Origin of the sequence: Methylomonas montana, from assembly GCF_030490285.1 — a bacterium.
Taxonomy (GTDB): domain Bacteria; phylum Pseudomonadota; class Gammaproteobacteria; order Methylococcales; family Methylomonadaceae; genus Methylomonas; species Methylomonas montana.
In genome coordinates this window covers 1,246,496-1,267,296 of sequence record NZ_CP129884.1, presented here as the reverse complement: position 1 = coordinate 1,267,296, position 20,801 = coordinate 1,246,496, and the positions used below count along the sequence as shown (strand labels likewise).

Genomic DNA, 20,801 nt, shown 5'->3' with positions numbered 1-20,801 from the left:
TAAAACTGACATGTTGCAAGGGTAAGCTGTCAGCCCCAAGCAATCAGTTTCAGGTCAATTTTTATGAAAAAACCAGCACGAACAAAACTGGCGGCGGCCATTGGCGCCTTCGGTTTAACCCTATCGATCAGCGCGGTAGCCGACGATCATCACGAACACCATCAAGGCAGCGTATCGACTCAAGTGCCGACATCTGCCGCCGAATGGTTCAGAGTCGGTGAGCAATCCGTATTGGTCAATAAGCGTGATGTCGCCGAATTACGCAAAGCTAAAAACGTCATTTTATTCGTAGGCGATGGCATGGGGGTTTCGACCGTCACTGCAGCTCGCATCCTGGAAGGTCAAATTGACGGACGCGATGGCGAATTTAACCGTCTTGCTTTCGAACGCTTCAACAACATCGCTCACTCGGTAACGGCAAGTGCTAACCAACAAACTTCGGATTCAGCGCCGACGGCTACTGCCATGGTTGCGGGGATCAAAGCCAATGATGGTGCGATCTCTGTTGATCAAACCATTGCGCGTACTGAGAAAAGCGCCGATGTCACGGCGGCTAAAAGTGTTAAAACCATCCTAGAGCGTGCTGAACAACGCGGCATGTCGACCGGTGTGGTGACCACCGCTCGTTTTACCCATGCAACTCCTGCGGTTAACTATGCTCATATCGCTGATCGCGACTGGGAAGCTGATAGCAATCTGCCCGCCGGTGCAACAGTGAAGGACATTGCCCGTCAATTGCTGGAAACGCCATACGGCGACGGCCTGGAAGTCGCGCTGGGCGGTGGTCGCAGCTATTTCATGCCGAACAACGCGGCCGATCCTGAATATCCTACTCAAAAAGGTCGGCGCGCAGACAGCCGCGATCTGACTACCGAATGGACTTCCAAATACAACAACTCGGAATACGTTTGGAACCAAGCGCAATTCGACGCGGTGAATCCCGCTAACACCGACCACCTGCTCGGCTTGTTCGAACGCTCGCATATGCGCTATGAAGCCGATCGTAAAGACGACGCTGCCGGCGAACCTTCACTGGCGGAAATGACCGAGAAAGCCATTAAAATCCTGCAAAAAAACAAAAAGGGGTTTTATTTGATGGTTGAAGGTGGCCGTATCGACCACGCTCATCATGCCGGCAATGCGTACCGGGCGTTGACCGATACGATTGCGTTTTCTAACGCCGTTAAAAAAGCCAAGGAATTGACCAACGACAAAAACACGTTGATTCTGGTCACGGCTGACCATAGCCATGTGTTCACTATCGCCGGTTACCCTTCACGCGGCAACCCGATTTTGGGCAAAACCGCAGTAGATGGCGTGGTATCAAAAGATTCGCTGGGCTTGCCGTACACTACGCTGTCCTATGCCAACGGCCCAGGCTGGACTGGTGGTCTGCAACGTAAGGAATTCAACTCCGCCAATGAAGGTACTGTGGCCGCACCGTATGCTGGCAACAAACTGCGTGCTGATTTGAGCGCTGTCGACACCGAAAATCCAAACTACATGCAGGAAGCGACGGTGCCTATGGGTTCAGAAACGCATGCCGGTGAAGACGTCACGATCTATGCCCATGGCCCAGGCGCCTATTTGGTACGCGGCACGCTGGAGCAAAACGTGATTTATCACGTCATGGCCAATGCGCTAGACTGGAATGATCGCCGCTAATCGTCTGTAGTAAACCGTACTCAGGGGCGCCTAGCGCCCCTGACTTTTTTGACCTTTCTGCACGACGCAGTATCCATATTAAGAATTTCTATTCCAATGTTAAATAAGTTATTTCCCTTGTCTGCCTTAATTTTAGCGGTCGCTTGCAGCAGCCACCCAGCCCGACATGCCGACGCAGGTAGCGTCATCGATTTATCCTCTGAAAATTTACCTAAAGTAGCGGCTGAATATAGGACGGCGCGCGAGGGTGAAGGGCATGAACATCACGACACCATTGCAGACGATGTGACATGGCGATTCTGGCGCAACGGCCAACAAATCGTAATTGAACGCCCGCAACTTGGTCTAGGCGAATTGTGGCAGCGCGATGGTAAAGCAATAATCCATCGCAAGTTGTATCACGCCGATCGTCGGGCGATTGAGTTCCAGGAAGATGATTTGCGGATGTTGGATACCAAACCTTCCTGGCAGCAACTGGCGCTGCTCGTGGATGAAAAAGTCTTGGAACAATTGACTGCCGGCAATGTGGAATGGTCGGATAACCACCCCGTTCGCGAATATCAAGGAAAAATCGGCGATTCGCAATGGCATATCGTGATCCGGATGGACCTGGGTCTACCCGTTCTGATAGACCGAGAACAGGACGGCGTGTTCGAGCATACTGAATTATTGAACGCGTATGAGTTGAATGCCGCGCCCTGGCAACCCACCCCCACCAACGGTTATGACATTATCGATTACGCCGATTTAGGCGATAAAGAGTACGACCCTTTTGTCATCAAAGTTCAGGCGCAAATGGGGCATGATCACCATCATTAAGCTCTGAAAAGATAGCCTTTAAGAGATGCCAAAACCCCAACCAAGAGGACTGGGCGATCGAAAACTTCGGCAGCAGGCAGGCAGAAGCTTCGAAACCTTCTAGGTCGACCAAGACGGCGAAGGCAGAAGCATTGTCGATATTGTGCGAGTACATCAGGTTCTCACTTTATTTGCTACCTGATGTACGTCCGCAGCAGAGATTTCGGATTTTCCAGGTGGCCTTTAGTTGACCAGTGTATGGCCACGCTGGCGCATACAGTTTTTGAATGCTCGTTTAAAGTCCTCGTTGGCTTCATAACCTTTCCACAATCCGGCGGGAACGGCCAAAATGGCACCACCTGCGGCACCTGTTGCAGCACTACCCGCTATAGCGCCAACCGCTGCGCCACCAGCTGCGCCGGTGACAGCACCAACACCGGCCCCCATGGCGACTTCTTTGGTGATATCCGATGCCTGATCTGCCAGTGCCTTACACTCGACCATGTCGCGCTGAGCGGTTTCTGGATGTTGGTCCATACGCGGATCGACAATTGGGCGCCAGCCGCTCATCGACGCGCAGCCGGTCGCTAATGCAGAAAGTACCAGCATTGTTGATAAATATTTCTTTTTCATGTTTTCTCCATAAATTATTCACTTGCCGCAAATTCTATAGCCGGCCACTTAAAATCTACTTAAGCTTTGATTAGGATCAGGTTAAAAGCTGCCATTTCAGGGCAGACCTTGAAAGACAGTAATTGGCTTGTAGTACGCGGTCGAAGTGGTCGAAATTGATTGAGTCAAACCTGCCAGCCGATCACGTTTTCTCTGATAGTCGTCCGAATTACGATTTTTAACGGATATTCGAAAATTTATCGAATAGCTGCACCGCTATTGGATTTGTTTGGCTTTTCAACCGAACACTTGTGTCATTGAATGATTATTTCATTCGTGCCAATCACTTCGCCTATCACACAAGCCCTGGATACGCCGCTGTCATGCAGGGCGGTTAGACAATCTGCCGTCTGCTCGATCGGCACCGAAAACAAAAGTCCACCGCTGGTTTGCGGATCGAACAGCGCCGGAAAGTTTTGCAGGGTGACGTCGGCATTCAGCAGGCAAGCCAAGGAAGCATGGTTTTTGGGCGCGATAGAGGCGAAATAGCCTTGATTGAATAATTCGGCAACGCCGGCGAATAAGGGGATGGCCTTATAGTCGATTTTAACCCCCAAGGCGCCCTCGCCTTTTCCCATCATTTCAAAGGCGTGGCCCAATACGCCAAAACCGGTAATATCCGTGCAACCGGAAATATCAAAGCCCCGTATCGCTTCCATCGCGATCTTGTTGGATTGCAGCATGCTGGAAAGCGCCTCATCCACCAGCTTGCCGTTGGCCTGGGCCAACATGTTGGCCGCAAAGATCGCGCCCGTGCCGATGGGTTTGGTCAGGATCAAGCGGTTGCCGGGCTTGGTCAGCTGTTTTCTTAAAACTTGGTCCGGCGCCACTTCGCCCTGAACGGCAATAGAAATCGAGAACTCCGATCCTTCGCCGGTGTGGCCGCCGACCAGAGCAACGCCGCTTTTAGTCAAAATGTCCAGTACGCCCGACATGACCTGGAAAATATCTTCCTGTTGTATCCTTTCGGTGGCCGCCTGCAGCGTTAAACCGACTTGGGCGGTCTTGGCGACGCCGCCCATCGCATAGACATCGCTCAAGGCATGCTGGGTGGCGATTTGCCCGAAGACATAAGGGTCTGAAATGAAGGAACGGAACTGGTCAATCGTCTGCAAACACAGCGTTTGCTCGGAAAACCGGGTCAACGCGCAGTCTTCGCCATCGTTCACGCCGAGCAGCACTAAGTCGTGTTGCGGAATCGCCAGTTTATTAAGGCTTTGCGTCAGCGTGGACGCCGCCAGCTTGCTGCCGCAGCCGCCGCAGGTGTTGTCCTGCCAATCCGCCGGCACCAGGGTGGTTTTGGGCGCCGGCATGGTTTTACTGAAATGCTCCGGCTTTGCGCTGAAAGTCTCGGCCTGGAAACGCTGCATGAAGCGTCTGTCGATTTGATCTTTGACCCGCCACAACAGCGAAGGCCACATCCATCTGAGGATGGAAACGTCGTCCTGGTGAACCAGCGCCTGCCGCTCGCCGATCGTAATCAAGGACAGCACATGCTTTTTAGGATGAAAGGTTTTTAACGCGGATTGCCGGGTAAAAAAGGCGCGGATATTGTGTTCAAGCACCATGCCTTGCCGGACCGCATAAACCCCAGCCTTCTTCAACGGCGAAGGCGAGAAGTGGATGCAATCGCCGGCGGCAAACAGGGCCTCGGTATTTTCGACTTGAAGTTTCCCGGTAACTTTGACGAAACCGTCCTGATCGACCGAAAGCCCCGAGCTTTTGAACCAATCCGGCGCGGCGGCCTGAGTGGCGATCAGCGCCCGATAAAAATCTTCGCTATGAATCTGCCCATTAGCGTCTTTCAGCAGCAGCCCTTTTTCATGCACTTCCAGCACTTCGGTGTTCTGAAACACTGCTATGTTCAAATCGTTAAGCGTTTTTGCCAGCCGCTGCTGGGCGCGCAGGTCTTTTGCCGAAATCAGAAACTCATGGCGGTGTATCAGGCTCACCTCGGCGTTCCAGCGGTTTTGGGTTATCAGCATTTTCAGGATGATCGCGATTTCGACGCCCGAGGCGCCGGCCCCGACCACAGCAAGTCGTAAGGGCTCATCGCCTCGATAAGCCGCAAGGTCGGCAATCAGTCGCTGCCAATGCGCGATAAACCGGGAAATCGGCTTGAGCGGGATCAGTTTTGCCGCTGCTTCTGCCGATAAATGTTCTATGCTCCTGGGCTGAATGCCGACATTGATAGCCGCGCAGTCGTAACGGATTTCGGCTCTATTCTCCAGTTGGACGGTTTTGCTGTGTGGGTCCAGCCCGATAATTTTGGCCTTGATGAAACGCTGACCGAGCTCTTCGCAGATCCTGCGCAAATCAAAATGACATTCCTCGTAAGAATAATAACCGGCCAGAAAGCCGGGTATCATGCCGGAGTACGGCGAATGGGTCTGATCGGAGATTAATGTGACTCTCAGGCCGCCGATGGGATTCATCGCCAGCATCTTCAAGACCTGGATATTGGCATGGCCGCCGCCAAGTAGGATCAAGTCCGAGACGACAGGAGCCGGGCTGTTATGCATGTTGCAGATCCTTTAAAAAATCCAGACATTCCTGCCAGGAACCTTTAAATAAGGTTGGCCGCGCTTTCAGCGAAAGCGCATACAGATAGCGCTTGTCGTAATAGACCGTCAGCAAACGCGCTATCCAGTCAAGATGGGCCGCTTCGCTGTCTTCATGAGTGACATCGACAGCAAAGGCTGTCTTCAGCAGATTTTTAATGTGCTCGCACTCCAGGCCGCCCAGCCGGTTGCGGATTTTTTCCATATTTTGCAGGAAGCGGTTTTCCACGTCATGCAAAGGCACGCCGCCCGCATGAGGCGCCTGTATGTATTCCCGATAAATTTCCAAGGCCCGCAGTCGGACAGGCATATCTATCATCACCATCGGCGCCTGGGCCATACGGGCATAGATGTGATCGGGCAGGTGGCAGCGGCCGATATTGGGGCTTTCGTCTTCCAGCAGGTAGTTTCCGGAAACTTGGTAAAACGCTTGCGCCAGCAGGTTTTCGAAAGTGGCTTGTTGCGGCTGAGTGGCGCCGAAATGCCAGCCAAAGGCGCTGCCCCTGTGTTTGGCGATGCCTTCGATATCGACATAGCTGCGCAGTTGGTGCAGCAAGCGGGTTTTACCTGCCCCGGTCATGCCGGAAAGCACGATAAACGGCGCAGGATTTTCCAGCACCTTGAGTGCTTCATGTCTCAGGGCTTTATAACCGCCTTCGACGCGAATCACTTCGCAACCGTTTTGGTAGACCCAGTCTTGAGACAAGCGAGAACGCAGCCCGCCGCGCCAGCAAAAGATCAATGCCGCTTGCCGGGGATGGCTTTTGATAAGCTCGCACCAACGCTGAATCATATTGTCCTTGTAATCGCCGCTGACCAGTTGATGCCCCAACACCTGTGCCGCTGTGGAGCCTTCGAGTTTATACGTCAGCCCCACCTCATGCCGATGCGCATCGGACAGGATCGGGATATTGACCGTATTATCGAAATGAGCCTTCTCAAATTCGCCCTCCGACCTGACATCGACGATCGCAACTTCATGATTGCCGAGTAGTTTGAAAGCCTCGGCTGCCGGCATAGTGGGGTGTTTGATCATAAATAGGTGTAGGCGAGTTTTGAATACCGGCCAAGTTTAAGCGTGGTTAAACATTCCAATTTGGCTTGGGTTGGCAACGCGAGCAAAAATAAAAAAACAGGTATTAAGCGCTGTTGCGATAAATATCTTAACACCCGTCATATCGTGATTTTCGTGATGCCTGATGGTCTATTGTAGCAACATCGGCAACACTGAGGTGGCCAGCCTTGTTGGCATTTTTCGACTGTGCGCATGGCTTCGGCAATCGAACTCCCACTGATTTAATTTCTACAAAAACCGATTGGCCGACAGCAGATAATCCTCAAATCATTGTGTTCATTCCAGTCATCCATTTTTTAACAGGCATTTGCCAGTGACATCGCACAGCCAACCGGCCGGTTAATTCTCCACCGCGGCCCGGATATTTGGTTAGACTATCGCCATCCCACCACGCGAATCCAGACCCATGCGGGAAGAAACCAAATCCGAAGACCGAAAGCTCGACATTCAACAAGTGATCAAATGGTTGCGGGATGATGGCATGCTATCCGCCAAGGATGTCGAAAAATGCCGCCAATTCGCCGGCGCCAAGGTCAATTTACACAAGCACCCATTAAAAGTGTTGGCCGAATGCGAACTGGCCGACCAAACCCAGCTCGGCAAACTACTGACTCAGGAAGACCTGACCCAATGGCTGGCCAAGAAATTAGCCCTGCCCTATTACTATTTCGACCCGCTGAAAGTCGATGTCCCCACCGTCACCGCCTTGTTCAGCAAGGCTTACGCCGGCAATTACAACATCCTGCCGATCAAGATCAGCAACGACGAAATCGTCGTCGCCACAGCCGAACCATTCGTCCGCGTCTGGCAGCAGGATCTGGCCAAGATGCATCAAGGCAAAATCCGCTGCGTATTTGCCAATCCGGACGAGATCAAGCGTTATTTGGACGAGTTTTATAATTTTTCCAAATCGCTGAAAGGCGCACAGCAGCAAAACGACGGCCGGGCAGCCGAAGGCCAAAACTTCGAACAACTGGTGGAACTGAGCCAAATTCCAGACCTGGACGCCAACAATCAGCATGTGGTGAATCTGGTCAACTGGCTGTTGCAATACGCCTTCGATCAACGCGCCAGCGACATCCACATCGAGCCGCGCCGCCTGCAAGGCAATGTGCGGTTTCGGATAGACGGCATTCTGCATAATGTCTATCAACTGCCGATGCCGATCATGAATGCGGTGCTGAGCCGGACCAAAATACTCGGCCGGATGAATATCGCCGAAAAACGCCTGCCGCAGGACGGCCGGATCAAGACCCAAAATAGCAACGGCAAGGAAATCGAGTTGCGGCTATCGACGATGCCGACTGCGTTCGGCGAGAAACTGGTCATGCGGATTTTCGATCCGGAAGTCCTGTTGCGCGATTACGAGCAACTGGGCTTCAACAAGCAGGAGCTGAATATCTGGAACCGGATGACCAGCCAGGCCCACGGCATCATTCTGGTGACCGGCCCGACGGGTTCGGGCAAAACCACCACGCTCTACTCCACGTTAAAACGGCTGGCAACGCCGGAAATCAATCTGTGCACCGTCGAAGACCCGATCGAGCAAATCGAGCCGGCCTTTAATCAGATGCAGGTGCAAGCCAATATCGGCCTGGACTTTGCGAGCGGCATTCGCACCCTGTTGCGGCAAGACCCGGACATCATCATGGTCGGCGAAATTCGCGACCTGGAAACCGCGGAAATGGCGGTGCAAGCGTCGCTGACCGGGCATTTGGTCATTTCCACCTTGCACACCAACAGCGCCCCGGCGGCCGTCACCCGTTTACTCAATCTCGGTGTGCCCGGTTATCTGATCCAACAAACCGTGCTGGGCATCATGGCGCAACGCTTGATCCGGGTGTTGTGCCGACAATGCAAAGCGGCTGCCGCGGTGGACGAAGCCCAATGGCAGGCGCTAGTCGCGCCATTTAAAGTCGCCACACCCAAACAAATTTACAAAGCCGTCGGCTGCAAGGAATGCCGCAACACCGGCTTTGCCGGTCGGGTGGGCATCTATGAAATCTTCGAGAACAGTGCCTCGCTACAAAAACTGATCGTGGAAGGTTGCGACACCCTACTGTTGCAACGCCACGCCATCAAGGAAGGCATGCGCCCGTTGCGCTTGAGCGGCGCGGAGAAAGTCGCGGCGGGCATTACCACGATAGAAGAAGTGTTGCGCGTGGCTCCGGAACGGATCGAATTTTGAATCGGGACCAACCTGGCTCAAGTGCTTAGGACTAAGCGAGAGCATCAAATCCCCTGCCACGCGCAATCAGCCACCTGCAAGCTCCTCAACAAGGCATTCCAAGACTATCGCTTAAGAAGCGCCAGCATGCGGCATTGCCCGAACAGCTCGCATCAACCATTAAGACAAGCTTGAACCCGCCAGTACACGCACGCCCTGCCGCTGCCGAAAACAGATCAAGGGCACGATGCCTTGCGACAACAAAAAATTCGCCTGCTTTTCGTTTAATACGCTTTCCGTTGCCGGTTGGAGTATTTGCTCGTCGTCTCGCGGATAGGTAAAGGCCGGAATATCGTTAAAGAAGTAGGGATCAGCCACGTTTCCAACATTGGCCATTCTAATCAACGCCTGAGCGCAGAGAAATGCCGGATTCCCCCAAAGCAATTCATCCGGTTTTGGAATCAGCGAACATTCTTCAAATACAAACGCTTCGAGCGGGTCGCGTTTCGCACCATAAGGCAGGCGCAGTAAGTATCGCGGATAAGCCAGTATCAGGTTATCGGCAGCGGTTTCACGGCGATATTCTGCCCAATTTTGGATGGTTTCAGCATCGCCGGCCAGCAAGCCGGCGGTCAGCGCGTGCTCGACGCCACCCAGAAAATGACCGCCACATGTCTTGGCCAACTGGCTACAAAATATCAGCAAACTTTTATCGCCGGCACTATCGGTAAAACCATAGTCGCCGACCAACAAAACATCGGCTTGATCGTCGTTATCTTGAACATGGCTCAGCAACTTCCGTGCAAAGGCTTGGCTGCCGCTTTTCGACTCGGCGGATAATTCGGCTTGGCTGATGTCCACTAAAAAAATGTCGTGCCGGTCGGCGAATTCTTCATTGACCAACATCGCCGCGGCGCGCCAAAGCGCTTCCAATTTTTGAAAATCCGGCCGGTGCAGCACCTCCCGAACAAACTGACTCAACGTCGCGTCGATCAGATCGATCAAAGCCTGGTGTTGCGGCGCGGCATCCTTGGCCACATGCGGCGCCACCATCCGTTTCAACAAGCTATCGACCGAATCGTCGGCAGCGACCGGGCTTTCCGGCTTCTTGCCCAACAGCCGCTCCAGCATGTCTTCCTGGCTTTCCGTGGCTTCCGGCACTTGGACAGCCGCGTCGCCGGCGGGCATGACCGGAAAATAAGCTTGTATCCGCACCGCCGCGTGTTCGGCGGTATCGGGATTGCTCAACTCCCTTTTCAAGCTCCGCAAATCGGCCAATAGCTTGATTTTTCCCAGCCAGACGTCGGGATGAAAGTCGTCCAGCGCCGCGAATTGCAGCGTCGAACCCGGCGCTATTTCCAGCGTCGGCATGATCTGGGCCTGCACTTGTTCAAAATGATCGATGTCGATTTTACGGATTTTGCGCTGCTCCCAAGGCGTATCCGTGTGGCCGGAAAAATGTCCGAGCATGTAAACCCGGTAATGGCTGTCGCCATCCAGTCGTTTCGCGGCTTTTGGGGGGTTAAAACCCATCGTAAAATCAATTCTGCCTGGCATCAATACTCCTTGCGCGATCAGCGCTTTACCGTCAAACAGTAGCAGACCTAATCCTCTCCAACAAGCCAAGCTGTTGGCGGTCGAAATGGCTACGGCCAACTTCTGGTTTACGTCGGGACTGGCACGGCTGGACCGCTTAATCATTTACGCATATTGCCGCTATCAGCGCAGGCTAAATCGCTGCGTGTTGTGTTATCAACATCGGACTGATGACTGTATTCGGGAACCAGGCAAAAAACATATTCCATGCGCCCGTCGTAAGCCGGCCAAAAGCGCCAAACCACCCGAATTTGGCATATCAATGCCATTTTAGCGCGTGGGCGCATGCCGATTATGATGTCGCCAGCGGGATTTTCGGCGCCGACATGATTTAGCCAGACAATCGTCTCTAACGACCTGGGGCAATCGGCAAACGAAAAAAAGCCAAGCTCTAATGTTAGTACCGATTGGTATAATGAATTGCTGAACCAAGCTAAACATCGGCGATCAGCGGGCGATGCCACAAACCCAAAAATCCACAATAACAAGCATGGTTGTTTGCGTAATATTGATGTCGCATAGACGAGTTAACTTGCCATTACGGCAAAAATTATCCTACCATCAAATGGATTTGAGATATGTCGCAAGACTGGAACGGGCGTTATGGCCCATCTCGTTGCACGAAGCACGAACTCTTTAACTTGTAGATACCAACCATGAACGCAAAAACGTCACCATCGGAATACTTAGTCATTTCCCGAGGACAATGGGACAAGGACTTATCCAAACAGGACATACAGGACGCGATCGACCAGTTTTACGTCTGGCTCGACCAGCACGTTGCCGAGGGTACGATGAAAACCGGCCAACGGCTGGCGAATGAAGGCAGGACGGTTTCCAAGAATAACATCGTCACGGATGGCCCATTCAGCGAAACCAAAGAAGTGATCGGCGGCTACTGGTTCATCCTGGCCGATAGCCTCGACCAAGCCGCGCGGATCGCGGCGGAGAACCCTTGCCTCAACTGCGGTTTGTCTTATGAGATCAGGCCGATAGACCCGACCAAAGCCAGCGCCTTCAAAGTCATGACCGAAACCCCAAGCGAATCTAAAAACCTGTGATGCTGCTCGACATTGTTGAGAGCAGCGACGGGAAGTATCCCTTAACTAGCCTGCAGAAGATTATGCGAGAGTAACGCAGCATTTAAAACCACGCCGCGTTGCTTAAACTAGGTTTTATCTCGGTGCCAAGATAATGATCCAGTTACACCAGTTCGACAGAATCGACCATTTGATGATCGAAGTAGACGATCCTCAAGCCGTTTATCAAGATTTTTATAACACGTTTGCCTTACCCCAGGCCTGGCCTTTAATGACCGGTGACAGGTATACCAGCATAGGCATTAATTTCGGCAACGCTAACCTTGAGCTTATTGCATTCAAGGAGCGATTCGGCGTGAGAAATACCCAATACGCCGGACTTAGCGGCGTTTGCCTGACGTGTCTTGCCGACAGCGAAAATATCAAAGCCGATTTGCATAGTAAAAACCTGGCGCTGTTGGCCGGCGAAGACGCGCCGGGACATAAAACATTGATCATCGCCAACAAGGATGCGCCGACCATTTTTGTTTGCTACTACAAGTTCAATACGGAAGGATGGAAAACGCGTCTAGACGAAGAATTCAAAAAGGCCAAGGGTGGCAAGTTTAACGTGGCTCAAATAGCGGAGGTTTGTGTCAACAACCCGCTGCTGGCGCGTTGTGAGTTTAATTTCAGCCAAGCCGACTCGGTAAAATTACGATACACCCAATCGCCGGAAGTGCGGCTGAAATCAACCGATACCGGTTTGACAGGTCAATCGCTGGCGATAGGCGAAACATTATTTTCATTTTGCTAGCGCCGTAAAAAATAAGATCGCTGGCTTCGAAAATATGCGGTATCCAACGTGGCTGAATTCATCAAAGGCAAGAACGCGATTTCGATTGTGCGGACCGTCATGGCGAAGACAAAAAACTTCACCGGCGAAAACTTCTGGGCACGAGGCTTATTTGTATCAACAGCAGGTTTTGATGAAGGGATGGTTCGTCATTACATTCGTGAGCAAGAACACGAAGATGAGCGCGAACGGTTGATCGCCTTTAGGCGATTCCTGTATTCGCCCCTTTGAAGTGAAAACAATAATGCGCCCCGGCTTGCCGGGGGTGATAACTGACTAGCTTTGGCTCCGATCAGCCATCCATTTCCACAGTCGTTTTGAAATAAACGTTTTGCCGACCCTATGCCACGGGAGCCGCATTGACGGTGTCCCATATCCACGAACAGTTGCGCCCGGCGGTTTTGGCCGCATACAGCGCTTTATCGGCGCGGTGGATGGTCTCTTCAACGATAACATCCGGATCGAGCATGGCCAGCCCGAACGATACGGTGAGCGGAATTGGCTTGCTGCCGTGAAAAGCCAACGGGGTTTTGCCTAGTTCTTCGCGGATGCGCTCGATCATCGTGCGACCGGCCTGTAGATCGGTACTTGGCAACGAGATCAGGAATTCTTCGCCACCGTAGCGAAACACCTTGTCGTAGGGTCGCAGATGATCCATCAGATAGCCTACCGAAGCGGAAAGCACTTTGTCGCCAACGGCATGGCCACAACTGTCGTTGACAGCCTTGAAGTGATCCAGATCCATGATGGCGATGCAACAGTGTTGAACCTGGCGTTTGACCAGTTCGTGCAGCGCGCGTAGCGAGGTCAACATGCCAATGCGGTTTAAGGCACCGGTTAGCGGATCGTGGTTATATAGTGACTCCTCGATCTCGCGCTCCAGCGTCTGTATTTCCAGACGCAAGCGGTCGAGCGCGTTGGCGAAAGCATCATAGTCGTGCGGCGCGATCGCCGCTTTCGTCGACGCGGTCGCCAGCAATTGCGTGGCCAGCTGATGCATGTACTTGTGCTCGGCGCGTATCGCCAGAAAGGCCTGGTGCTCGCGGACTTCCGTTGGCACGTCGTTGTAGTACCACTGACCGAAGCGGCATCGGCGATGTGCATCCTTGGCCATGTCATGCTGGTCGTGCGGTTGCTGGCAGATGATGGTCCGAATCAGGTCGTTATGCCAACGCTCATGGTTATAAATGGCTTGATGCAATTGCTTCAGTACCGCTTGTAACTTTGCTTCATCCAGCTTGAACATGGTTATTCTCCAAAATTAACATTGCAGCAGCGGCGACAGAAATTTGCATTCAAAAATCTCGCTCGGCAACGGTTTACTGAATAAATAGCCCTGCATTTCGTCGCAACTCAGCTTCCGGAGTAGATTGGCCTGCTCTTCGGTTTCGACACCTTCCGCCACCACCTTGAGCTTCATTGAGTGCGCCAGATTGATAATGGTGGAGACCAGCGACAGTCCCTCGGTCGATTCGGTCATTTCGATCACGAACGAACGGTCGATTTTCAGGGTATCCACCGGCAATTTGGACAGGTAGCTGAGCGACGAAAAGCCGGTGCCGAAGTCGTCGATGGCGACGCTGATGCCCATGGCGCGTATGGTTTGCAGACTGGCGATACTGTATTTGACATCGGCCATGATCAGGCTTTCGGTGATCTCCAGTTCCAGGCCGGACGGGGCTTGTTCGTGAATATCGATGGCTTGCAAAATTTGGCGGCAGAAGCCGCGATCGCGCAGTTGCATTGGCGAGACGTTGACCGCGACGCGCACAGCGGCCAGACCCGAGGCGTGCCAGCGCAGATAGTCGTCGATGGCTTGATGGAGCGCCCAGCGGCCGACTTCGTTGATCAGTCCGGTTTCTTCCAGGATAGGGATAAACCTGGCCGGCGGCACCAGGCCGATGCGTGGATCGTTCCAGCGTATTAGCGCCTCGGCACTGGTAAGCTTGCCGCTGGCCAGATTCACCTTGGGTTGGTAATGCAGCACGAATTCTTCGTTGTCCAGCGCCTTACGCAGCTGATTTTCCAGCGACAGCTTATGGGCCATGGCCTCGGTCATTTTCTGCGTGTAAAACAAGTAGCGTTCGCCGCTGGTCTGGGCTTTTTTGAGCGCGGCCTCGGCGTTCCTGAGCAGGGTGTCCGCACTGGTGCCGTCATCCGGGAATAAGGTCACGCCAACCTTGATGGCAATCCGGAAACTGGCGTCATGCAGGTGGAACGGATGCTCCAGAAAGGTTGCCATGGTTTTCTCGATCAGCCGGACTACATCGACTTCCTGCGTGACTTTTGGCAACACCACCGCAAAGTGGTCCGCACCCATCCGCGCGATCAGGTTGGCCTCGCCAGCGTTTTGGGTCAGCCACTCCGCCACCTGCTTCAACAGCTCATCGCCACCCAGCTGGCCCAGACTGTCGTTGATGTTCTTGAAGCGCTCAAGATCGATCAGCAACACGGCCAGTTTGTGCTCGCCGCCGATCGCGCTACTCATGTACTGCGCCACCCGCTCCAGAAATAGCCTGCGGTTTGCCAGCCCTGTGAGTTCATCGTAGTAGGCCAGATAGTCCAGCCGTTCCTGCTTGGCGATGTGATCGATGGCGAAGGCGATATCGCCGGCCAGTTCCGTCAACAGCGTCATCTCTTCTTCACGGAAGAAGGCTATCTCGCTGGCGTAAAGTGCGAGTACGCCTCTCACTTCATCGGCAACCAGCAACGGCAGGATAGCCATCGAGTGGACGCCGAATTCGGCGTACTTCGCGCCCAACAGCACCCTGGCGTCGGTTTGCGAGTCGTTGGAGACGACGGTGGCCTTTTCGCGGATCGCCCGCATAACCATGCTGATTTTTACCTTTTCGCTCGATGACAAGATACCTTTGATGGCCGTCAGCAGCCCGCCGTCCACACCTGCCGAGGCAACCGGGATAGCCTGCTTCAGTTGCCTATCAATGATGATAATCATCGCCATCCGAAAGCCGCCGGCTTCTACGGCAATCCGGCAGGCCTCCTGGAACAGTTCGTTGCGGTCATGCACGCGCACAATCAGCATATTGATGTTGCTGAGCATGGCGTATACCCGGTTCAGATAAGCGATCCTGGCTTCGGCTGCCTTGCGCTCGGTAATGTCTTCGCCGATGCTGGCCGTGCCGATCACCTCGCCGGTTCCGGAGCGTAGCACCGAATTGTTCCAGCGAATCAGGCGACGCTGGCCGGCACGGGTCAGAATCTCGTTTTCGTGATGCCAGCTTTCCGGTAGGTTGGCGAGCAGACCCGAAAAAAAGGCACCTTTTAACTCGCCAAGCTCGGGCGGTATAAATATCTCGAACCAGTTTCGACCGAGCAGTTCGTCGCGATGCCAGCCGCTCAGGCGCAGCAGGTAGTCGTTGCAATAGGTGATACTGCCGTCTGGGGCTAGCATCATTGAAACCAGCTCTATATTTTCCAGCAAGTCTCTGAAGCGTCGCTCGCTTTCCCGCAAGTCTTGCGCGGCCTGCATGCGTCGGGTGATGTCTTTGGCCAGGCCAGCGATGCGAATTAACTTGCCAGCCTCGTCGCAGACCGGATAGCCTTTCAGTTCGATCCAGCGAATCGAGCCGTCTTGGCGCACGATTCGGAATTGAAAATCGGCATCGCCTGCCACCAGTGTTTTCCGATAACTCTCGTAAGTCGACGCCCGGTCATCCGGGTGAATCGCCTCTGTCCAGGATTCCGGATTTGCATACAGACTTTCGCAGCTGCGCCCCCAGATTTCTTCATAAGCCGGGCTAACGTACAGCATACGGCTGCCATCGGCATCCAGCAGGAAGAAGGCGTCGCGAATGTTTTCCGCCAGCTGGCGAAAGCGCAATTCGCTGGCGAGCAGACCTTCCTTGATCCGCTGTTGTGCCGTCACATCCATATGCATCACCACTGCACCCATGGGATGATCGTCGCCCATCGGTGCCACCGTCATCAGAAACCAGCGTTGTTCCGTGGGCGAATGACAAGGATATTCCATCGATAGCTGTTTTAAGCGGCCACTCAACACCGAGCGAATCGCATCGGCCGCCTGATGAGCCTCGGACGCACCTTCGTGCTGGGCACTGTCGCAAATGTGCAGATAATCGAGGCCGATGCCAAAGCCGATGTACGGGAAGGCATTTTCGCTGGCAAATTGTCGCCAGGCCTGGTTTACCGAGATGATAATGCCCTGGGTATTGAGCAGAGCGATATTCGCCGGCAGTGCATTGAGGATGGCGGCCTGCTTGGCGGCCTCGCTGAGTCGCAAGTGCTCCTGCGCGCTTTGTAACAAGAAGGTCCGGCCACTGCTGTCCGACACCGTATCCACTTCGCCTGCGGTCAGTTCCTCCAGACGTTGGCCGGTGCGGTGTAGCGATTCGATTAAGGCGATAATTTCTTCATTGGCGTCCTCCGCTGGAGGTCCGCTGTTCATGCGGCCGGGGTTTCCAGTCCCAACATCAGTAACAAGGGTTGTATCCGGTTAAGGCTACCGACCATTTTTTGGCTAGGGCTGGGAGTGAGCTTGATAAGGGTCGGTGTCATGAAAATACCATCCGCCAGTGCCCGTTTCGGCTCCAGATACACATCCACCACTTCGATCTGGTGCCGGTCTGGCAGGCGGGTCCGGCAAAGGCTGGTGAGGTTGGACAGTGCCTGCGCGGAGTTGAGCGCGTCGCCGGCGACATAGAGTCGGAAATTGAAGATAAGGGGTTGGCTCATTGCGGTTTCACTCCCGTTACGGTTTCGCCATCGGCGCCGCGCAATTCTTGCATCCGGGTGCGGCTTTGCGATAACTCACCCTCATGACTGAGGGTGGCGCGAACCAACAAGGCTTTTTCGGTCTGTTTTGCCACCAATTCGGCCTGTAGAGACTTCAAGCGCACCTCGAGATCGGCTTCCTCGGCATCCAGTTTGACGCGCTTCAGCTTGACGGCAGCGTCGTGGGCCTCGTGGGCAATGCGCTCGGCGCTTTCCTTTTCCCAACGCAAGGTTCCCATCAACACCTCGCCGCCAGCGGTGTAGGTGTCGGCCAGGGTCACTCCGGCATCGCTGAGAATCAGCTCGCGCACCTGGTTCGAATGCGCCATGCCGCGCGACTTGACGATGGACAAACCCCGGTTGCGTTCCCCGGCTTGCACCAGATAGTTAAGGTGAATCCAGGTGTCGACGATGGACGAGATCTGTAAAGGCGAACCCGCTTCCACCAAGCTGGACATCTCATCGAGCAATCGGGTGCAGACCAGCGTGGTGCCTTCGGCCTTTGACCAGTCGATCAGGCGTTCCGCTACGCTTTGCACGCTCAAGTCATTGCCGGATTTGGACCAGGTGGATACCGGATCGATGACCAGGCAAACCGCTTCATGTTCCTGCGCCAGGGTTTTTATGCGCACCAGATAGGTTTCGGCGCTGCCGGTGATGGCGCGGGCTGAGACCATCCGCAAACAGCCGTTTTTGACGTAATCATCCAAACGGATACCGACCGAGGCTAGATTGCGGATGACCTCGGTGCCATCCGAGTCGAAACTGACGAACAGCGTGCGCTCGCCGCGCCGGCAGGCTGCCTCGGCGAAGGTGCCGCTCAAGGTGGTTTTGGCTGTACCGGAGAAACCGGTAATCAACACGCTGGCACCCCGGTAGTAACCGCCGCCCAACATGGTATCGAGTCGTGTCACGCCGCTGGACACCCGTTCGTTGGTGACATTGGCATCCATCCTATCCAGGGTGCGGGCGACGGCCACCTCGAAACCTTTTTTGCCGATCAGGAACGGCGATTCGTTTTCATCGAAGCTGGAGCCGCGATATTTCTGCACCCGCAGACTACGTTGCGATATGCCCAACTCAACGTTATGATTTAGTATCACCGCGCAGTCCACCATGAACTGCATGAAGCCAAACGGCTGCTGGCTGATGCGACTGGTCTGATCGCCGTCAGCCTTTAAGGTAATAAGACCGGTCATTTCGTGCGCCAATAACCATTCATGTAACCGATAGATTTCCCGCCTGATGGCCGCCTGATCAGGTAGCAACACCAACAAAATATCCAGCGCATCGAATACGATGCGCCGCGCGCCCATTTCTCCGATCTGGACTTCCAATGCCGCCAACATGCCGCCCAGATCGAAATCGCCGGACTGGACCAAGTCTGGCGAAGGCTGGGCATCCATGAAAAACAGGCTTTTTTCCTGCAATTCATCCAGCTTCCAGCCGAAGCTTTCGGCATTGGCGACGATACGCTGAGAACTCTCCTCGAAAGCCACAAAGATGCCGGGTTCCTGGCAATCCTGTGCCCCATGCTCTAAAAATTGCAGTGCGAAGATCGTCTTGCCCGAGCCGGGTCCGCCGACCAGCAGCGTCGTGCGTCCATGCGGTAAGCCTCCGCCGGTTATGTCGTCGAAGCCGGAGATGCCGCTCGGCGCTTTGGCTTGCGGTTTCATGAGGGGTGGCGGTGTCGAATTCATGATTGTCCTCTAAGAAATGCCATTGATGCCGCTACTGCGATGGTGGCCCGTGGCGCATTCAATACCTTTCCGGCAATGTTATGCTCGGATTGTTACCGCCGTCAGACAGAGCTGGACGAAGTGTGGCGTCTTTCGAAATTTGCTGTGTAGATTGAACGAAAGGCTAGGATTTAGCTTCAAAATCAATCAAATGGAGGCGCTGATAGATTGTCGGCATGTTCCAAGATATCAGAATGAAGATAGCTTTCAGAAATGCACCAGCCTAGTACCGAAAGAAAGTGGACAGTATCGTATTGATTGGCGGGGAAGTATGTGCGCTAGACCACATTAAGGAGGCTAGTGTTTTGATTTGTCGGCGTGGTAGTTGGCTAGAGCCGAGACTGCGCCTCAGCTCCAGAACATTTGAAGCGGAACGCCGGATCAGTGCTTACCCGGCTCCAATTTCACCCCGCGCCGTTCGTAAGTGACATAGGCCTGAATCGCGACCATCTTCGGATCGTCGGCGGCCAATGGCTGACCTTCCAGCGGGTTGCGTAAACACCAGTTGATCATTTCCCACAATGGAATAACCTTTCCGATCTGTTTTTGGAACTTGGGGTAGGTCTCCGGATGGGTGTTGGCGGCGTTGGGGTGGCATTGGGCGCAAACGACGCCATTGCTGCCCAGCGTCGGGCTGGTCCATAATTCGCGGCCTTGTTTGACGCTATCCATGAATTGTTGTTGCCAACGCTCGGCATCGGCGGCGCTGAATTCGTCGGCTCGTGCCGTTGCCCATGCCAGCGAGCCTAAAACCGCCACCATCAGCATCGATTGAGTTAGCTTTTTATTTGTCATGTCATGCTCCTTAGCGCTGATTAATAATGGCTTTGCGGTGGGATGCGGCTGGATTCGGCCTGATAGGCGCGATCTTCCGGATGTTTGGCTTTCGGATTGAAAATCACCGAACGTTCGCTGTTGTTGTACAGCGTAAAATTCAGATCGACCCGGCCGCTGGCGACGTTAATGAACTGCCAGCCGGTGGCATCCCGTTCCTGAAACGGGTCGGCTCGGTTCATCGGCACCGTCAATTTGGGCAGATATTGTTCGGCTTGTGCGTAAGTCGACGGATACGGCCAAGGCCAGGCGGTGGCCATCACCGAGTTGAAGCTGATGTTGCCGATCTGGTTGTATTGAATCTGATGCACGTGGCCGTAGATCACCGAAACTTTGGCGAACGGTTTTAACAAAGCCTGAATCTGCTCGGCGTCCTCGGTCCAGAAATTCCAGCCCTTGTAAATTTTTTGCAGCGGCGAATGCGAGAACACCACGATGGGCGTGGTTTTGGCGACTTTATCCAGATCGGCCTTCAGCCATTTGCGCTGCTCGTCGCCGACCATGAACGGCGAGCCGTTGGGGTTATCCAGACCGGCCATTTCCGACATCCTTTGTTCGGCGGTGGGCCAGCGTTTGTAAGTCCAGTCGTCGTAAGTGCGGATGCTGTTCAACACAATGAAATGCACGCCTTTATGGTCGAAGCTGTGATATTGCGGGCCGAACAGTTTTTCCCAGTACGCGCCCAAATCCAGGTAGTAATCGTGCTCCCCCATCACGTAATGCACTTTATGGCTGAGCGCGGAGATGATTTCGGCGCCGTGGTCCAGTTCCGGCTTGCTGCCCAGCTGCGCCAAGTCGCCGCCGAACATCACAAAATCCGGTTTGGGCGTTAACAGATTGGCTTCGGCGACCGCCCGTTTCAAGCCTTGATCCCAGTTGCGCACGAACCGGGTGCCGCTGATGTGCTGGATATGCGCGTCGGAAATATAGGCAAAGGTAAAGTTTTCGGTGGTATCGGCAAAGGCCAGTTCCACCAGACTGATCGGCAAGGTAGTTCCCAGTGCCAATGCCCCGCTGGTTTTGATGAAGTTGCGCCGGCTGCTATTGATGATATTCATCACGTCTCT

General features: G+C 53.9%; 15 protein-coding genes and 1 pseudogene. 6 read left to right on the top strand and 10 right to left on the bottom strand.

Annotated elements, in window-relative coordinates:
- The first annotated feature begins 63 nt into the window (after nt 1–63).
- Both QZJ86_RS06065 and QZJ86_RS06060 read left to right on the top strand, forming a co-directional pair.
- Entirely contained in the window at nt 64–1,665 is a 1,602-nt protein-coding gene (locus tag QZJ86_RS06065; protein WP_301937298.1) for an alkaline phosphatase, read from the top strand.
- A gap of 117 nt (nt 1,666–1,782) precedes the next feature.
- Nucleotides 1,783–2,484: a hypothetical protein gene (locus QZJ86_RS06060; protein WP_301937296.1), complete on the top strand. Its 702-nt coding sequence runs from the start codon at nt 1,783–1,785 to the stop codon at nt 2,482–2,484.
- A 222-nt stretch (nt 2,485–2,706) separates the two neighbouring features.
- On the opposite strand, the gene QZJ86_RS06055 is transcribed toward QZJ86_RS06060, so the two are convergent.
- The 3 genes from QZJ86_RS06055 to mnmH all read right to left on the bottom strand — a co-directional run bounded on the left by QZJ86_RS06055 (nt 2,707) and on the right by mnmH (nt 6,732).
- Nucleotides 2,707–3,096 (bottom strand): glycine zipper family protein, encoded by a 390-nt coding sequence (locus QZJ86_RS06055; protein ID WP_301937295.1) that lies wholly within the window; start codon nt 3,094–3,096, stop codon nt 2,707–2,709.
- 293 nt (nt 3,097–3,389) lie between these two features.
- Nucleotides 3,390–5,657 carry a selenide, water dikinase SelD gene (gene selD, locus QZJ86_RS06050; protein WP_301937294.1) on the bottom strand — a complete coding sequence of 756 codons (2,268 nt, stop codon included), beginning with the start codon at nt 5,655–5,657 and terminating at the stop codon, nt 3,390–3,392.
- Complete coding sequence (gene mnmH / locus QZJ86_RS06045; protein ID WP_301937291.1) at nt 5,650–6,732, bottom strand: tRNA 2-selenouridine(34) synthase MnmH; 1,083 nt, start codon at nt 6,730–6,732, stop codon at nt 5,650–5,652. Before mnmH ends, selD begins: the two co-directional genes overlap by 8 nt.
- 445 nt (nt 6,733–7,177) lie before the next feature.
- Between mnmH and QZJ86_RS06040 the strand changes: the two genes are divergently transcribed.
- Complete coding sequence (locus tag QZJ86_RS06040) at nt 7,178–8,959, top strand: GspE/PulE family protein (RefSeq protein WP_301937290.1); 1,782 nt, start codon at nt 7,178–7,180, stop codon at nt 8,957–8,959.
- Nucleotides 8,960–9,118: 159 nt separating this feature from the next.
- On the opposite strand, the gene QZJ86_RS06035 is transcribed toward QZJ86_RS06040, so the two are convergent.
- Complete coding sequence (locus tag QZJ86_RS06035) at nt 9,119–10,639, bottom strand: type VI secretion system contractile sheath domain-containing protein (RefSeq protein WP_301937288.1); 1,521 nt, start codon at nt 10,637–10,639, stop codon at nt 9,119–9,121.
- 551 nt (nt 10,640–11,190) lie between these two features.
- Here QZJ86_RS06035 and QZJ86_RS06030 point away from each other — a divergent pair.
- The 3 genes and pseudogenes from QZJ86_RS06030 to QZJ86_RS06020 form a co-directional block, all read left to right on the top strand.
- Nucleotides 11,191–11,595 carry a YciI family protein gene (locus tag QZJ86_RS06030; protein ID WP_301937286.1) on the top strand — a complete coding sequence of 135 codons (405 nt, stop codon included), beginning with the start codon at nt 11,191–11,193 and terminating at the stop codon, nt 11,593–11,595.
- A 133-nt stretch (nt 11,596–11,728) separates the two neighbouring features.
- Nucleotides 11,729–12,370, top strand: a complete 642-nt coding sequence (locus tag QZJ86_RS06025; RefSeq protein ID WP_301937285.1) for a hypothetical protein — start codon at nt 11,729–11,731, stop codon at nt 12,368–12,370.
- A gap of 30 nt (nt 12,371–12,400) precedes the next feature.
- A pseudogene (locus QZJ86_RS06020) lies at nt 12,401–12,640 on the top strand (transposase); the annotation flags it as partial.
- Between the two features lie 109 nt (nt 12,641–12,749).
- Here QZJ86_RS06020 and QZJ86_RS06015 read toward each other — a convergent pair.
- From QZJ86_RS06015 to QZJ86_RS05990, 6 genes are all read right to left on the bottom strand, one after another.
- Complete coding sequence (locus QZJ86_RS06015) at nt 12,750–13,655, bottom strand: diguanylate cyclase (RefSeq protein WP_301937284.1); 906 nt, start codon at nt 13,653–13,655, stop codon at nt 12,750–12,752.
- Nucleotides 13,656–13,670: 15 nt separating this feature from the next.
- Complete coding sequence (locus QZJ86_RS06010) at nt 13,671–16,835, bottom strand: EAL domain-containing protein (protein WP_301937282.1); 3,165 nt, start codon at nt 16,833–16,835, stop codon at nt 13,671–13,673.
- On the bottom strand, nt 16,832–17,122 hold the full coding sequence (locus QZJ86_RS06005) for a circadian clock KaiB family protein (RefSeq protein WP_301937280.1): 291 nt from the start codon (nt 17,120–17,122) through the stop codon (nt 16,832–16,834). Before QZJ86_RS06005 ends, QZJ86_RS06010 begins: the two co-directional genes overlap by 4 nt.
- Nucleotides 17,119–18,861: a circadian clock protein KaiC gene (gene kaiC, locus QZJ86_RS06000; protein ID WP_301937277.1), complete on the bottom strand. Its 1,743-nt coding sequence runs from the start codon at nt 18,859–18,861 to the stop codon at nt 17,119–17,121. The genes QZJ86_RS06005 and kaiC overlap by 4 nt, the downstream gene beginning before the upstream one ends.
- Nucleotides 18,862–19,281: 420 nt before the next feature.
- Nucleotides 19,282–19,695, bottom strand: coding sequence for a cytochrome C (locus tag QZJ86_RS05995; RefSeq protein ID WP_301937276.1), 414 nt, complete (start codon nt 19,693–19,695; stop codon nt 19,282–19,284).
- Nucleotides 19,696–19,715: 20 nt separating this feature from the next.
- Nucleotides 19,716–20,792 carry a metallophosphoesterase gene (locus QZJ86_RS05990; protein WP_301937274.1) on the bottom strand — a complete coding sequence of 359 codons (1,077 nt, stop codon included), beginning with the start codon at nt 20,790–20,792 and terminating at the stop codon, nt 19,716–19,718.
- Between the last annotated feature and the right edge of the window lie 9 nt (nt 20,793–20,801).

Bases quoted from the DNA above. Each gene is read 5' to 3' on its own strand.
- QZJ86_RS06040 (WP_301937290.1), top strand. From the start codon at position 7,178: ATGCGGGAAGAAACCAAATCCGAAGACCGAAAGCTCGACATTCAACAA.
- QZJ86_RS05995 (WP_301937276.1), bottom strand. From the start codon at position 19,695: ATGACAAATAAAAAGCTAACTCAATCGATGCTGATGGTGGCGGTTTTA.
- QZJ86_RS06035 (WP_301937288.1), bottom strand. From the start codon at position 10,639: ATGATTAAGCGGTCCAGCCGTGCCAGTCCCGACGTAAACCAGAAGTTG.
- mnmH (WP_301937291.1), bottom strand. From the start codon at position 6,732: ATGATCAAACACCCCACTATGCCGGCAGCCGAGGCTTTCAAACTACTC.
- QZJ86_RS06065 (WP_301937298.1), top strand. From the start codon at position 64: ATGAAAAAACCAGCACGAACAAAACTGGCGGCGGCCATTGGCGCCTTC.
- QZJ86_RS06015 (WP_301937284.1), bottom strand. From the start codon at position 13,655: ATGTTCAAGCTGGATGAAGCAAAGTTACAAGCGGTACTGAAGCAATTG.
- kaiC (WP_301937277.1), bottom strand. From the start codon at position 18,861: ATGAATTCGACACCGCCACCCCTCATGAAACCGCAAGCCAAAGCGCCG.
- QZJ86_RS06005 (WP_301937280.1), bottom strand. From the start codon at position 17,122: ATGAGCCAACCCCTTATCTTCAATTTCCGACTCTATGTCGCCGGCGAC.
- QZJ86_RS06010 (WP_301937282.1), bottom strand. From the start codon at position 16,835: ATGAACAGCGGACCTCCAGCGGAGGACGCCAATGAAGAAATTATCGCC.
- QZJ86_RS05990 (WP_301937274.1), bottom strand. From the start codon at position 20,792: ATGAATATCATCAATAGCAGCCGGCGCAACTTCATCAAAACCAGCGGG.
- QZJ86_RS06025 (WP_301937285.1), top strand. From the start codon at position 11,729: ATGATCCAGTTACACCAGTTCGACAGAATCGACCATTTGATGATCGAA.
- QZJ86_RS06055 (WP_301937295.1), bottom strand. From the start codon at position 3,096: ATGAAAAAGAAATATTTATCAACAATGCTGGTACTTTCTGCATTAGCG.
- QZJ86_RS06030 (WP_301937286.1), top strand. From the start codon at position 11,191: ATGAACGCAAAAACGTCACCATCGGAATACTTAGTCATTTCCCGAGGA.
- selD (WP_301937294.1), bottom strand. From the start codon at position 5,657: ATGCATAACAGCCCGGCTCCTGTCGTCTCGGACTTGATCCTACTTGGC.